The organism is Candidatus Tisiphia endosymbiont of Nemotelus nigrinus (assembly GCF_964026475.1).
In the GTDB taxonomy this organism is placed as follows: domain Bacteria; phylum Pseudomonadota; class Alphaproteobacteria; order Rickettsiales; family Rickettsiaceae; genus Tisiphia.
This window is the reverse complement of sequence record NZ_OZ032151.1, coordinates 1,133,242-1,146,467: the sequence shown is the minus strand read 5'-3', so window position 1 is coordinate 1,146,467 and position 13,226 is coordinate 1,133,242. Positions and strand designations below refer to the sequence as shown.

Below are 13,226 nucleotides of genomic sequence, written 5' to 3'. Positions count from 1 at the left end.
AAATGAATATTCATGAATACCAAGCAAAGATGATCTTGAGGCAATATGGCATACCTACCTCAACAGGGGTTGTGATATTGCAAAAAGAAGATATTGATAAACTAATTGACGGTCTAGAGGCAGAACTATATGTGGTTAAAGCTCAAATCCACGCAGGTGGTAGAGGTAAAGCTGGTGGTGTAAAAGTTGTAAGAAGTAAAGAAGAGGCAAAGAAGGCAGCTCACACGATGTTTGGAATTAACCTAGTAACTCATCAGACATCACCTGCTGGGCAAAAGGTGCGTCGTATATATGTTGAATCTGGCTGTGATATTTTAAAAGAATATTATTTTAGTGCTGTTTTTGATCGTAGTAATAGCAAGGTAACCTTTATAGCCTCTACTGAAGGTGGGGTAGATATTGAAGAAGTTGCTCATAATACTCCACAGAAAATTATCAAAATATCAGTTGATCCTGCAACAGGTATACAACCATTTCATTGTCGCCAAATAGCGTACAAGCTTGGCTTTAAAAACGAACAAGCAAAACAAATGATGAAAATTGTTGAATCAACCTATCAGGCTTTTATAGCAACTGATGCTAACCAAATTGAAATTAATCCATTAATAACAAAGTCTGATGGTAGTTTATTGGCACTTGATGCCAAGATTAACTTTGATGATAACGCACTATTTAAACATTCTGATATTTTAAATATGCGAGATAATGATGAGGAGAATGCTCTTGAAATGCAAGCAAATAGCCTTGGTCTTAGTTATGTCAAGATGGATGGTACTATTGGTTGTATGGTGAATGGGGCTGGATTAGCTATGGCGACAATGGATATTATCAAGCTTTATGGTGCTGAACCAGCAAATTTTTTAGACGTTGGTGGTGGAGCTGATCGTGAGAAAGTAACGGAAGCACTAAAAATAATTCTATCAGACTCGCAAGTACAAGGAGTTCTAGTGAATATTTTTGGCGGAATAATGCGTTGTGATATAATAGCTGAGGGGATTATTGCTGCAGTAAAAGAGATTGGTATCAAGGTTCCTCTAGTTGTACGTTTAGCTGGCACCAATTTTGAGTTAGGTAAAAATATTTTAGCAAATTCTGGTTTAAAAATAATCGCCGCAAATGATTTAGGTGATGCTGCCGTTAAAATTGTTGCTGCGGTAAAGTAATTGTATGAACTTAGACATTGTTACAAAATAGCTTTTTCTTTTAATATGACTCCAGACAGACCAAAACATGATAAAATATTTCGTAAATCTATGGAGAATCCAATAGTTGCCAAGGAGTTTTTGGCAACTCACTTACCTAAAGATGTACTGGCTTTAATTGATAGCACAACTTTAAAATTAGAAAAAGATAGTTTTATTGAGCCAGACCTTTCTGAAAGGATATCAGATGTATTATTTTCTGTTAAGTTCAATGATACGGATGGTTATATTTTTTTGTTATTGGAGCATCAAAGTACTGTTGATCAGCTAATGGCGTTCAGGTTATTTAAATATATGGTGAATATTTGTGATAGATATTTAACTATTAATCCTAAATCTAAAAGCCTTCCATTAATCTATCCGTTAGTGTTGTACAATGGCAAGAAAAAATATGATGCCCCGCTTAACATATGGGATTTATTTACCTACTCAGACTTAGCAAGATACTTCTGGACAAATGGTTGTCAGCTTATTAACGTGCATGATATCCCAAATGAAGAGCTTAAGAAAAAGCTGTGGTCTGGTATTCTGCTATTTTTTCTTAAACATATCCACGAGCGTCAGTTACTGAAAAGATGGCAAGAAATCTCTGATCTCTTACCTGAATTAACTAAAGTGAGCATAGGTTATGACCATATAAGAAATCTATTACACTATACTTTGACCTTTATTGAGCAAAGTGATAAAATAGAATTAGAAAAAATGTTAATCACCAGTTTAACTAAAGAAAAAGGAGAGGAACTTATGCCTAGTATAGCTCAAGTATGGAAAGAAGAAGGGATAGAGATTGGTAAAAGAAAAAGTATTCAAATTGGAGAAGCCAGAGGGGAGGCTAAATTAATAAAAATGATGATAAGTAATGGTAGATCTATTGAAGAAGTAGCTAGAATGACTGGACTATCTATTACTAAAATCAATGAATTACTGAAAGTACAGTAAATGACGAATTATTAGATTAGGCATTGTAAATAATTTTTAAACACAGATTAAGATTGGTTATTGTTATACTCCAAGATGTTCTGCAGAATTAAAAGGTTATTTTGTTACAATATTTTAGTCTTAAAATAGGTCTATTTCAATCACTATTTCAAAAAATACGGAAAATGCATATATGTCAATATTAGTTGATAAAAATACAAAAGTAATTTGTCAGGGTTTTACTGGTTCTCAAGGGACTTTCCATTCTGAACAAGCCATAAATTATGGTACTAAAATGGTAGGAGGGGTAACTCCTGGAAAAGGAGGGAGTATTCATTTAGGTTTACCTGTATATAATACAGTACATGAAGCAGTTGAAAAAACCGGGGCTACAGCCAGTGTTATTTATGTTCCACCACCATTTGCTGCTGACTCAATTTTGGAAGCTATAGATGCAGGAATTAGATTGGTAGTGTGTATTACAGAGGGTATACCAGTACTTGATATGATAAAGGTCAAAAGGGCATTAGTTGGATCAAAAACTAGATTAATTGGTCCTAACTGTCCAGGCATTATTACCCCAGATGAATGTAAAATTGGTATAATGCCTGGCTATATTCACAGAAGAGGAAAAGTTGGAATTATATCTCGCTCCGGTACTTTAACATATGAAGCGGTAGCCCAGACTACAGCTATTGGCCTTGGTCAATCCAGCTGTATTGGTATTGGTGGGGATCCAGTTAACGGTACTGATTTTGTTGATTGTATTGAAATGTTTTTACAAGATGATGAAACAGAATCGCTTATTATGATTGGCGAAATAGGGGGAGACGCTGAGGAAAAGGCTGCTGAATTAATAAAAAGTTCAAAGATTAAAAAACCAATAGTTAGTTTCATTGCTGGTATTACTGCCCCTGAAGGAAAAAGAATGGGGCATGCTGGTGCGATTATTTCTAATGGACAAGGATCAGCTGAACACAAGTTAGAGGCACTACAGAGCGCGGGAGTCACTATCACTAGATCGCCAGCTGATATCGGGAAAACTATGTTTGAATTATTAGGAAGAATCTAAACTTAAAAAGACTTAATAGAAAGATGTTATTCCCACAGACTCCTAGAAAGTCCGGATTAAATTAGCATATCAAATAACGTCTTAAAAATGTGATATAAGTATACTCAAATGATTTGAAGAATTGGATTTGAAAATGATGGGCGAGTACACGCAGCGTACTATAGTACGTGAGTATACGAGTCCCTGATATTTTCAAAAAACAATTCTTTAAAGCAGAAGAGTATATCTATATCGCTTCTTTCGCATGGATGACACGAAACATAATTGCTTCGTTAGCTTACGTCTGCTCGTAATGACATTTAGAGACTTATAAAAATATCAAAAACCTACTCAGGTTTAAAAACATTAAGCGGAGATTAAATGCTGAGCAAACTATATAATGACCTTATTTTACAGATTAAAGCCAATAAATATGATTTCTTAAGGTTTGAGCTGATCAAGAAAGATGAAATAAAGGCTCTTGCAAATCAGCTCACTGCAAAATATGATACGGTGATTATTATAGGTTTTGGTGCATCTTGCTTAAATGTTAGAGCATTATTAAGTATGAAGGCAGTAGCTACTAAAAGGCTAATATATCTTGATAATTTAGATCAGTTGGCAATTGATAAAAAATTGGCACTGGTTAATTTAGATAAAGCAGTGTTTTTTTCATTGAGTAGGTCTGGGAATACCAATGAAACCTATTTATTAACTAAGTATGTTTTGGAAGTTTTACGTGTTTTCCCTCAAAATGTTTATGTAATAGTACCGTTTAGTAATAGCTTGTTATATAATTTAGCGAAATCTTTTGGGGCGAATTGTTTAGAGTATGATAATGTAAGCAGCGGAAGATTTGGCATAATTTCTAATGCCTCTTTGATACCAGCAACAACTGCAGGAGTTGATGTAGATAAAGTCGTTGCAGCTGCTTTTCAAAAAATATCAGATATCATTAGACCTCTTTCGAAACTCGCTTGTGCTGAGGAGTTTGAAGGAGGCACGGAGCGCAGAACCGCAGCGTACTCAAATGTACGTGAGGATTCGAGTACCTGCTCGACGTACAAACCACCAGCAGGAGTAGAGTTTCGAAAGAGGTCTATTCTTGATGGTTCTAGTATTTGTCAGATAGCTGAGTATTACCTTAATCAATATTCTTTAAATAGACATATGTTAGTTATGTTTAATTATAGTTATCAATTAGATGATTTATGTAGGTGGCAACAACAGATTATAGCTGAATCACTTGGTAAGAATGGGTTTGGTATAACTCCTATAATAGCAAAAGGAACATTTGATCAACACAGTCAATTGCAACTTTATTTAGAAGGTCCAGATGATAAATTTTATAAAATTATTACTAACAACAAAGCAAACTCAGATATCGACATGAGTCTAGCTGCTCATGCTAACAATATATATAATGCATTAGTGCAAGTCAAGCGACCAGTGCTGCTAGAGAATTTTGTACATATCGATGAGGATATAATTGTAGATCAAATTATTCACACAATGTTGAGTACTATACTAATTGCTAATTATCTAAAAATCGATCCATTTAGCCAACCATCTGTTGACCAATATAAGTTATAATGCCCCCCTAAAATAGGACCAAAAAAATAGATTAATCCGAGTAAATTTATTAAAAACAAGTAAATTGAAAGGAAAGAAAATGAGTATTAAGAAACAATATGCACCAGGATTTAAGGCGAAGTTAGCTATAGAATTAATTAGTGATAAAAAGAGTGTAGTGAGATTAGTAGTGAACATAAGATGCCTCAAACTAATTTACATGAGTGGAAAGCAAAATTACTTGACTCTGCTAAAGATATTTTTCTGCCCGAATCAGAAAGAAATAAGCAGTTGAAAATATTAGAGCAAGAGATAAATATTTTACATAAACTGATTGGAGAAATTACAGTTGAAAATAATTTTCTTAAAAAAATTAAAACTGTAGATTATAATAGTAGAGTCAGTATGTTAGATATTCACGATAATCTGTCAATTAGGCAACAAGCAAGGTTATTAGACACTTTTAACAAAGCTTATTTGATTGATGAATTAATGGATTTTTTAGCGAAAATTAATAAGATTTTTGCCGCAATAGTATAGCTATTTCAAAAAAATCTTATAATTTGCAGCAAAAAAGACTTTATTCATCAATTAAATAAGCTTTGTTAACAGTGTCTAATTGAGCATAATATTAAAATCAGTATAGATCATAAAGGTAGGTGCTTTGATAATATAAATATTGAGAGATTGTGGAGAACAATAAAACAAGAAGCAATATATTATTATAGGCCTGAAAGTATAGCTGATTTAGAGAAAATACTGAATGAATTTATTAAGTGGTATAACAATGAGAGACGAAATCAATCTCTCAATTATAAAAGACCAGCTGATGTTTATCGGCCAATAAAAGAGAATTAACTATGTTGAAATTTTGTATTATCTGTATTTTTTAATAGTTAAAAACGGATTAACTTATTTTTTTTGGTTTGACAATTGGGGGCACTATACTTTTTTATAGCCAAATGAACAGGCATGTGCACGAACTATAGTAGCGTCAATCATTGTTGATTCCATATCTGGTTGTTCCTTGCTATTCTCAAATAAAATACCCCATATTCCTTTATCACTCCAGTGCTTGAATCGTTTATGAACAGCCCTCCATGAACCATAATAAATAATTCATCTCTGATAGTGCTTTTTTTGCTCATAAATTACACTATCACATTTTTCAATTTTTCTCTCCTACTTAGAAATGTTCACACAGCCTAGGTAAGTCTAAAAAAATCTATTGCAACTGCGCCTTGGCTTGAGCCACTATATCTGCAAAACCTTGTGGGTTGTTAACTGCCAATTCAGCTAACACCTTCCGATCGATACCTATTGCAGCTTTTTTAAGTCCACCCATAAATTGTGAATATACTAAACCATGCTCACGCACTGCAGCATTAACTCTTTGTATCCAAAGTCCTCTAAAATCACGTTTGCGATTTCTACGATCCCTATAAGCATATTGTAGAGCTTTCTCAACCTTCTCAATTGCTATCTTAAAGCAATTATTAGACCGTCCTCTGTAACCTTTAGCAAGTTTGAGAATTTTTTTATGACGATTTTTTGAAACTTTTCCTGATTTTACACGTGACATATCTCACCTATTTCCTTAGTTAAGTTGTTAAATTCCATATGGGAGGAAGAATTTTTTTAAATTCTTTGCATCTTGAGTACAAAGAATCGTTGTTCCCCTAAGGTTACGAAGTTGAGCTTTTGTACGACGTCTCATGAAGTGTTTTTTACCAGCTTGAGTGGCACAAACCTTACCAGTAGCGGTAAGGTTGAAGCGCTTTTTTACAGCTGATTTTGTTTTTAATTTAGGCATTATAGTTCCTTATATCTGGTATTTTAAGACTGTATAGCAAAAACTAGGCATACCAAAGCCACATTGCTATAAGGGAAGTATAATATTTTTTATAGGTTATTGCAAGTTAATTTTTTATATTACCTAATCATGGCTGGTACTAGGCTGTGTGAACAAAATTTAAATTACTCTATTTTGACTCTTTTTAGCTGCAAATTATGAGATTTTTTTGAAATATGATTAACTGATTCCAGCAAAAATCTTATTAATTTTCGCTTTAAAATATTCAAAATATAGAAAATTTAAATTTTGTTCACAGCAACCTAGAGGATTCTATCTCATTCCTCTTATTTTCGTATCTAAAATATGGGAACTATTATATCATGAAGTGTTACGAAACCAATTTTTAAAGCAGCAGAGTATATGCTCAAATATCTACTAATTCTTGATAGGCTACTTCCAAAACCTCATAAGATTTTGAACCTTTGGGAGTTGTAACTTCTACTATATCTCCAACCATTTTACCAATGAGAGCCTTAGCAATTGGCGATACGATCGATACTCTTTTTTTAGTTATATCTGCTTCATATTCTCCAACAATATGGTAGACAACTACTTCCTCCGTTTCATCATCGATCAACTTAACTGTAGCACCAAATTTTATGTTGTCACCTGAGAGTTTTGAAGTATCAATAATTTCAGCTCTTGCCATTTTATCTTCAAGATCTAAAATACGACCTTCAATAAAACTTTGCTTCTCCCTTGCTGCATGATATTCCGCATTCTCAGATAAATCTCCAAAATCTCTAGCTGTCGCTATAGCCTCAATTACTTTTGGTCTTTCTATATGTTTAAGGTGTTTGATTTCTTTCTCTAAACTATCGAACCCTTTATGTGTAATAGGAAATTTTGTCATAATAATGTCTTGTCTAAGTTAAGTTTTCTAGTATATTTGTTGTGTTAAACTTTGTCAAACGACCCTTTTAGATATTATGCAAACTAAAATCTTTAAATTTGAGATACAACGCAAAACTTTCCATTTGTACAGCCTTATTATACCGCTTTTTTATTTATTTTCATCTAAATTAGTTGTTACTACATTATTATTTTTACTTACCACCTGTGTATTATATATAGATATTGCTAGGCACTACAATTTATACGTTAAAAAATTTACGGATAGATTTCTTACAAAGTTTATGAGACCTGAGGAAGAGAGCGGTTCATTCAGGTTAAGTGGCAGTAGTTTTATGGTGATTGGATTTTTCTTGACAGCTCTTTTATTCTCAAAAGGTTTGGCTATTTCATCTTGGTTTATATTAATAATAGCTGATTGTCTTGCTGCATTAGTTGGTATCAAAATAGGTAAGCCTCTAGAAAATGGTAAATCATTGGAGGGTTCTATTGCCTTTCTAATTTCTGCAATTTTTATTAGCATGCTAGTGTATTTTTTCGTCGGTTATCATACTAGTTTTACTGTTATCATAATTAGTTCTATAGTTGCTACTATTGGTGAATTTTATGCAAAAGAATTATTGATCAACGATAATTTATTAATACCGCTTACTTACTGCGTTTCTACCACCATATTCACCTTCATTTTAGGTTTATGAGAATTCCATTAGAATTTTATGAACTTCTCAGAACCAAGATTAATTTATCAGATATTGTTAGGCAAAAAGTAGTTTTAACTAAGAAATCTGGGAATTACTTGGGGCTATGTCCTTTTCATGTTGAAAAGTCTCCATCATTTACGGTAAATGATGCCAAGAGATTTTATTATTGCTTTGGCTGCACTGTTCACGGAGATGTTATAAGATTTGTTGCTAGCCTTAGTGGTTTATCTTACAAAGAAGCGGCTATTAAACTTGCTAATGATTATGGCATTGAATTGCCTAAATTAACCGTAGAACAACAAAAACTGCATGAAGAATCAGATGAACTACTTGATATCTTAGAGATGGCAGAAAGGTTTTTTGCATCACAATTGTCACAAGAAGTATGTAGTTATTTAGATGATCGTGGTATTAGTAAAGAAGCAATTAAGGAATTCTCCATTGGTTTTGCCCCTCCAGCTAAGGAATTGCAGAAATTTTTTGAAAAAAAATCAATATCTTTGAAAAAACTTCAAAAAGCAGGCTTAGTGGGCAAGAGAAATGATGGTACAATGTATGAAATATTTTATAACCGGGTAATTTTTCCGATTAGAAATATCTATAATAAGGTAATTGGTTTCGGGGGACGAGTAATTGGTGATGGATTGCCTAAATATTTAAATTCTCCGGAAACCATATTATTTCAGAAAAATGAAACATTATATGGAGAGAATAATGCGATTAGTGTTGCTTATAAGAAAAACCATTCAATTTTGGTTGAGGGATACTTAGATGTTATTGCCTTGCACCAGGCTGGTTTTAAAGAAACCGTAGCAAGTCTTGGTACTGCAGTTACAGAAAATCATCTGCAGAAATTATGGCGGGCGGGCGATGAAATAGCACTTTGCTTAGATGGCGATATGGCAGGAATAAAAGCTACTCAGCGAGTAATTAACCTAGTATTACCGTTGATAAATGGTAATAAGAAAATTTCCTTTGTCATGTTACCTAGTGGTAGTGATCCTAATGATATTATCAATAAAGATGGGGCAAAGGGCTTTGCCACAATTTTTGATAAAAGGATTAATCTATCCGAAATGATTTGGCGTTCCGAATACGAAGGCAAGACTTTTGTAACTCCAGAAGACAAAGCTATTTTAGAAAAAAATCTTGGAGATTATTGTAAGCAAATAAAAGATAGGACCTTGAGCCATAATTACTATAGATATTTTAAAGATCAAATATGGCAAAATTTAATTAAACGTCAAAGTAAGGGGGGAAGAAAAAATTCAAATGTAATATTTTCAGCTCCGGACTATTCAGAGATTGAGATGTTAGAACAAGTTTTTTGTATAATGTTCATAAAGTTTCCAGAAATAGTTAAAAAGCAAGAAATAAAGGATTTTTTATTAACGTTAAATTTTCAAAATAAAATGCTTGACGATTTTCGTGACTGGTATTTTGCAGAGATTATTAACAATGATATATTAGATCAGGAAAATATTATTGATTTGGCAGAAAAAGATGGATTTTACAACACTTTTTCGGTATTGTCAAAACCTAATAATCTATTTCTAGATATATCATTTAATAAGAATGATATAGATTCTGACTTGCTTTGGCAATGGTTACATAAAAAATATCACCTAGTACTACTAAAACAAGAATATAGAACCATTATTCAAAATGGATCAGATGAAGAGTTGAAAAAAGCTATGTTATACCGAGAAGAGATTATGAAGGTTTCTAAAGAGCTTTATAATCTAAACGAATCTTTTACTAATTGACCTAAGGTTTATAAATTATGACGGATGTAAAAAAGAATGTGGACGAAAAAGGCGAAGCAGTTGATAACTTAGTTAAATCAGCCAAAGCAAAAGGCAAGGCAGTTACTTATTATGATATAAACAAAGTTATTCCAATCACTAATAATATATCAGTAAATGATGTGGAAAAGGTAATATCAAAGTTTTCTGAGGCTGGAGTTGATATTATAGAAGGGGATGAGGACGAGATTAAACTTGATATTAATGTAGATGAAGAATTTAAACTGTCTAATAATGTTGATAATGAGTCTGAAGATGACAGCGAAGAGGAAAATCTAGGTTCAACCGACGACCCAGTAAGATTATATTTACGAGATATGGGAGGGGTTGGGCTTTTCTCTCGTGAGGCTGAAATAGAAGTAGCTCAAGATATTGAGGAAGGCAAGGAGATAATGGTTAAGTCACTTTGTGAAAATCCAATATCGATGAAGTTCTTTATTAAATGGCATGAAGATTTAGCTAATGAAAAAATTCTACTTCGGGATTTGATTGATCTAGAAGCTAATATGGTTCACGAATATTGTGGTAATGCTGAAGATAATCACAATAATGATTTGGAATCAGAACATGAAGAACATGAAGAAGCTAGTAATTTATCAATAGCTACTATTGAATTACAATTATTACCTGCTGTTGTCAAGCGTATGGAAAAAATTGCTAAACTTTCTGAAGAGCTGTTAGTTGAAGCAAAAAAACATTATGCCCGTTATCCTCAACCTAAGGGGTTACAAGATAACAAAAAATATGCCAAAAATCTACAATTAATAATTGTTGAAATTTCTGGTATTCATTTTCACTCTAAAAGAACGGAGGAGATTCTTAATAGAATATATAGTCTGAATAAAGAATTAGTGTACAAAGAAGGGAGTTTTCTTAAGTTAGCTGAAAAATATGGCATAACTCGTCAATGTTTCATAAGTGAATATATGGGAGCAGTAATTGATGAGAACTGGAAAAGGCAAATGCAAAAAAATAAGAAGTCTAATTGGAAAAGTTTCCTTGCTAAAGAATCTGATAGCACTGATCAAATGATTAGCGAATTAAAGGCTATGGAAATGATTATTGGTTTGCCAATTATTGAATTTAAAAAATTAGTACATACAATACAAAAGGGAGAAAGACAGGTCCTTAGAGCTAAAAAAGCTATGATAGAAGCTAATCTTCGTCTAGTTATTTCTATTGCTAAAAAGTATGCAAATCGTGGACTACAGTTTTTAGATTTAATTCAGGAAGGAAATATAGGATTAATGAAGGCTGTTGATAAATTTGAATATCGTCGGGGGTATAAATTTTCTACTTATGCTACTTGGTGGATTAGGCAAGCTATTACTAGAGCTATCGCAGATCAAGCCAGAACTATACGTATTCCTGTACATATGATTGAGACAATTAATAAAATTATCCGTACTTCTAGGCAGATGCTAAATGAACTAGGTTATGAACCAACTCCAGCAGAAATTGCCACTCGCCTTTCTATGCCAGTTGATAAAGTACGTAAAGTGATGAAGATAGCTAAAGAGCCAATTAGCTTGGAAAATCCAGTAGGCGATGATGATGGTAGTTATTTGGGAGACTTTATTGAAGACAAAAATGCTATATTACCACTTGATGCGGCGATTCAATCGAATTTACGAGAGGTTACAACTAGAGTATTAGCAACCCTTACTCCTCGTGAAGAAAGGGTTTTAAGAATGAGATTTGGTATAGGGATGAATACTGATCATACACTGGAAGAAGTAGGACAGCAATTTAACGTCACTAGGGAACGTATTAGACAAATAGAGTCCAAAGCACTACGCAAATTGAAACATCCAACTAGGTCTAAAAAACTTAGTAGCTTCCGGGGTAGTGGGAGAAAGCAAAACAATTCTTCAGATTCTGCCTTTGGCGGATAATTTTGTAGAGGTTTTTTATTATTCAATGATTGGAGTGTAAATTACTGCGAAGAGTTGGCAAAATGGTCAGGAATAATGGTTTGGAAATTGTCATTAATTATAGCACCTAACATATGCATTCAAATCCCAACTTACGCAGTTTTTAATAAAGCATAAGGCCGGAAGGGCTATAGATATAAGGGGTGCAAATTTTTAGGCACAACATTATTTGGTCGCTCCGTCAAAAATCTAGAATATGAACATCTACTATATTTAAATGCAAAAGGTATCATTCCTGCGTAGACAATAATCTATATACCTTAGGGCTTTTTAGGCGTTGTTTTAGATATCTACTTTCGCAGGGATGACAAACATTATTCTTTGGTTAAACTATAAAGTTCTGAAAATCCATAAGGTTTTTGACAAAATAAGGTAAAAATCTTATGGATTTTGATGTAATTTTTGACCACGAACATGTATCATCTCTTATATCTACAGCCTTTTTGACGGAGCGGCTAGATAGATTGTACTTATGCAGGAAGTCTAATATCTCCTATTCGCTTTTCACATTGCTACCTTAAAGCTTTCAAGCCTTCTTCAAGACCTTTCGTAGGAAATGGCAAATCTATCTGTTGACCAGCCGAATTCATAAAACTCACACGAGGATTACCATCACTTACTAAAATGGTTTTAAGATCGTTGTCTGATATATCAGCAAGAGCGTTACAAGAATCTTTGGTACAACTAACGTACTTACCTGGAGCAACTAATTTTTTGGCACTAATAATCGACGTACCTGGACCAACAGAAACATCAGTAGGAACTATTTGTATCATTTTCAAACTTCTCTTATCACTACTACCCAAATAGCCTACTTGATATATAGCTACCACTTGTTGTTTACCATCCTTAGCAGAATTAAGAGTATAAGTTAAAAAACAAACCTTCTTTTTGTCAGCGCCCGTATTGCAGTTAACTACCCAATCCGAAAACTTTTGTCCCTCTTTAATTGCCGCATCAACTCTAATAGGATTACCAAAAAATAACCCTAAGCCTATTACAGCAAGACCAAGTGTAACAAATAATGATTTTTTAACATAACTTGTCATAAATTTCCACTATTTAATTGTTTATATTATCACGGTGGGCGATGACAGACTCAAACTGCCCCTCCCCTTTGCGTAAACCAAGAAAGTTATATTTTGATGATTAATTGCCTTTATTGTACTTGACACTTAATCCATCCTTTTCCACTCCTTAAAATCCTAATTTATAAGATTTTTACTTACTTGAACTTAAAATAAAGTATATCTTAATTTAACACATTTGTCAATCGTCATTGATACGAAACAACAATTATAAATTCAAAATTAAATCTAGAAGAATAATAACTGCT

Annotated in this window: 13 protein-coding genes and 1 pseudogene; 9 read left to right on the top strand and 5 right to left on the bottom strand. The window is 33.2% G+C overall.

Annotation, left to right across the window (positions count from 1 at the left end):
• Positions 1 to 2 precede the first annotated feature (2 nt).
• The 6 genes and pseudogenes from sucC to AAGD39_RS05410 all read left to right on the top strand — a co-directional run.
• Positions 3 to 1,163, top strand: a complete 1,161-nt coding sequence (sucC, locus tag AAGD39_RS05435; protein WP_341756369.1) for an ADP-forming succinate--CoA ligase subunit beta — start codon at positions 3 to 5, stop codon at positions 1,161 to 1,163.
• Positions 1,164 to 1,208: 45 nt separating this feature from the next.
• Positions 1,209 to 2,141 carry an Rpn family recombination-promoting nuclease/putative transposase gene (locus AAGD39_RS05430; protein WP_341756368.1) on the top strand — a complete coding sequence of 311 codons (933 nt, stop codon included), beginning with the start codon at positions 1,209 to 1,211 and terminating at the stop codon, positions 2,139 to 2,141.
• A 172-nt stretch (positions 2,142 to 2,313) separates the two neighbouring features.
• Positions 2,314 to 3,192 carry a succinate--CoA ligase subunit alpha gene (gene sucD / locus AAGD39_RS05425; protein ID WP_341756367.1) on the top strand — a complete coding sequence of 293 codons (879 nt, stop codon included), beginning with the start codon at positions 2,314 to 2,316 and terminating at the stop codon, positions 3,190 to 3,192.
• 360 nt (positions 3,193 to 3,552) lie between these two features.
• Positions 3,553 to 4,764 (top strand): palindromic element RPE1 domain-containing protein, encoded by a 1,212-nt coding sequence (locus AAGD39_RS05420; protein ID WP_341756366.1) that lies wholly within the window; start codon positions 3,553 to 3,555, stop codon positions 4,762 to 4,764.
• A 180-nt stretch (positions 4,765 to 4,944) separates the two neighbouring features.
• Positions 4,945 to 5,283, top strand: a complete 339-nt coding sequence (locus AAGD39_RS05415; protein WP_341756365.1) for a hypothetical protein — start codon at positions 4,945 to 4,947, stop codon at positions 5,281 to 5,283.
• A gap of 87 nt (positions 5,284 to 5,370) precedes the next feature.
• Positions 5,371 to 5,601 (top strand): annotated as a pseudogene (locus tag AAGD39_RS05410) (integrase core domain-containing protein); the annotation flags it as partial.
• 140 nt (positions 5,602 to 5,741) lie between these two features.
• Here AAGD39_RS05410 and AAGD39_RS05405 read toward each other — a convergent pair.
• The 4 genes from AAGD39_RS05405 to greA all read right to left on the bottom strand — a co-directional run bounded on the left by AAGD39_RS05405 (position 5,742) and on the right by greA (position 7,454).
• Complete coding sequence (locus AAGD39_RS05405) at positions 5,742 to 5,891, bottom strand: hypothetical protein (protein WP_341756364.1); 150 nt, start codon at positions 5,889 to 5,891, stop codon at positions 5,742 to 5,744.
• A 77-nt stretch (positions 5,892 to 5,968) separates the two neighbouring features.
• Positions 5,969 to 6,325: a 50S ribosomal protein L20 gene (gene rplT, locus AAGD39_RS05400; RefSeq protein ID WP_341756363.1), complete on the bottom strand. Its 357-nt coding sequence runs from the start codon at positions 6,323 to 6,325 to the stop codon at positions 5,969 to 5,971.
• Positions 6,326 to 6,352: 27 nt separating this feature from the next.
• Positions 6,353 to 6,556, bottom strand: a complete 204-nt coding sequence (rpmI, locus tag AAGD39_RS05395) for a 50S ribosomal protein L35 (protein ID WP_341756362.1) — start codon at positions 6,554 to 6,556, stop codon at positions 6,353 to 6,355.
• A gap of 406 nt (positions 6,557 to 6,962) precedes the next feature.
• A complete protein-coding gene (gene greA / locus AAGD39_RS05390; RefSeq protein ID WP_341757244.1) occupies positions 6,963 to 7,454 on the bottom strand; it encodes a transcription elongation factor GreA in 492 nt (163 codons plus the stop codon).
• A 73-nt stretch (positions 7,455 to 7,527) separates the two neighbouring features.
• Here greA and AAGD39_RS05385 point away from each other — a divergent pair, with 73 nt between their 5' ends.
• Genes AAGD39_RS05385 through rpoD form a run of 3 tightly spaced genes read left to right on the top strand, consistent with a single transcriptional unit; the run spans position 7,528 to position 11,851 of the window.
• Positions 7,528 to 8,148 carry a diacylglycerol/polyprenol kinase family protein gene (locus AAGD39_RS05385; RefSeq protein WP_341756361.1) on the top strand — a complete coding sequence of 207 codons (621 nt, stop codon included), beginning with the start codon at positions 7,528 to 7,530 and terminating at the stop codon, positions 8,146 to 8,148.
• Positions 8,145 to 9,917: a DNA primase gene (gene dnaG / locus AAGD39_RS05380; RefSeq protein WP_341756360.1), complete on the top strand. Its 1,773-nt coding sequence runs from the start codon at positions 8,145 to 8,147 to the stop codon at positions 9,915 to 9,917. Before AAGD39_RS05385 ends, dnaG begins: the two co-directional genes overlap by 4 nt.
• A gap of 17 nt (positions 9,918 to 9,934) precedes the next feature.
• The gene (rpoD, locus tag AAGD39_RS05375) at positions 9,935 to 11,851 is read left to right on the top strand and encodes an RNA polymerase sigma factor RpoD (protein ID WP_341756359.1); all 1,917 of its coding nucleotides are present in this window, start codon (positions 9,935 to 9,937) and stop codon (positions 11,849 to 11,851) included.
• A 551-nt stretch (positions 11,852 to 12,402) separates the two neighbouring features.
• Here the strand turns inward: rpoD and AAGD39_RS05370 are convergent.
• The gene (locus AAGD39_RS05370) at positions 12,403 to 12,939 is read right to left on the bottom strand and encodes an invasion associated locus B family protein (RefSeq protein ID WP_341756358.1); all 537 of its coding nucleotides are present in this window, start codon (positions 12,937 to 12,939) and stop codon (positions 12,403 to 12,405) included.
• Between the last annotated feature and the right edge of the window lie 287 nt (positions 12,940 to 13,226).

What these genes read in the sequence shown, in the direction of transcription:
- AAGD39_RS05430 (WP_341756368.1), top strand. Translation starts at nt 1,209, where the DNA reads ATGACTCCAGACAGACCAAAACATGATAAAATATTTCGTAAATCTATG.
- rpoD (WP_341756359.1), top strand. Translation starts at nt 9,935, where the DNA reads ATGACGGATGTAAAAAAGAATGTGGACGAAAAAGGCGAAGCAGTTGAT.
- rplT (WP_341756363.1), bottom strand. Translation starts at nt 6,325, where the DNA reads ATGTCACGTGTAAAATCAGGAAAAGTTTCAAAAAATCGTCATAAAAAA.
- AAGD39_RS05420 (WP_341756366.1), top strand. Translation starts at nt 3,553, where the DNA reads ATGCTGAGCAAACTATATAATGACCTTATTTTACAGATTAAAGCCAAT.
- sucC (WP_341756369.1), top strand. Translation starts at nt 3, where the DNA reads ATGAATATTCATGAATACCAAGCAAAGATGATCTTGAGGCAATATGGC.
- AAGD39_RS05370 (WP_341756358.1), bottom strand. Translation starts at nt 12,939, where the DNA reads ATGACAAGTTATGTTAAAAAATCATTATTTGTTACACTTGGTCTTGCT.
- dnaG (WP_341756360.1), top strand. Translation starts at nt 8,145, where the DNA reads ATGAGAATTCCATTAGAATTTTATGAACTTCTCAGAACCAAGATTAAT.
- AAGD39_RS05415 (WP_341756365.1), top strand. Translation starts at nt 4,945, where the DNA reads ATGCCTCAAACTAATTTACATGAGTGGAAAGCAAAATTACTTGACTCT.
- AAGD39_RS05385 (WP_341756361.1), top strand. Translation starts at nt 7,528, where the DNA reads ATGCAAACTAAAATCTTTAAATTTGAGATACAACGCAAAACTTTCCAT.
- rpmI (WP_341756362.1), bottom strand. Translation starts at nt 6,556, where the DNA reads ATGCCTAAATTAAAAACAAAATCAGCTGTAAAAAAGCGCTTCAACCTT.
- AAGD39_RS05405 (WP_341756364.1), bottom strand. Translation starts at nt 5,891, where the DNA reads ATGAGCAAAAAAAGCACTATCAGAGATGAATTATTTATTATGGTTCAT.
- sucD (WP_341756367.1), top strand. Translation starts at nt 2,314, where the DNA reads ATGTCAATATTAGTTGATAAAAATACAAAAGTAATTTGTCAGGGTTTT.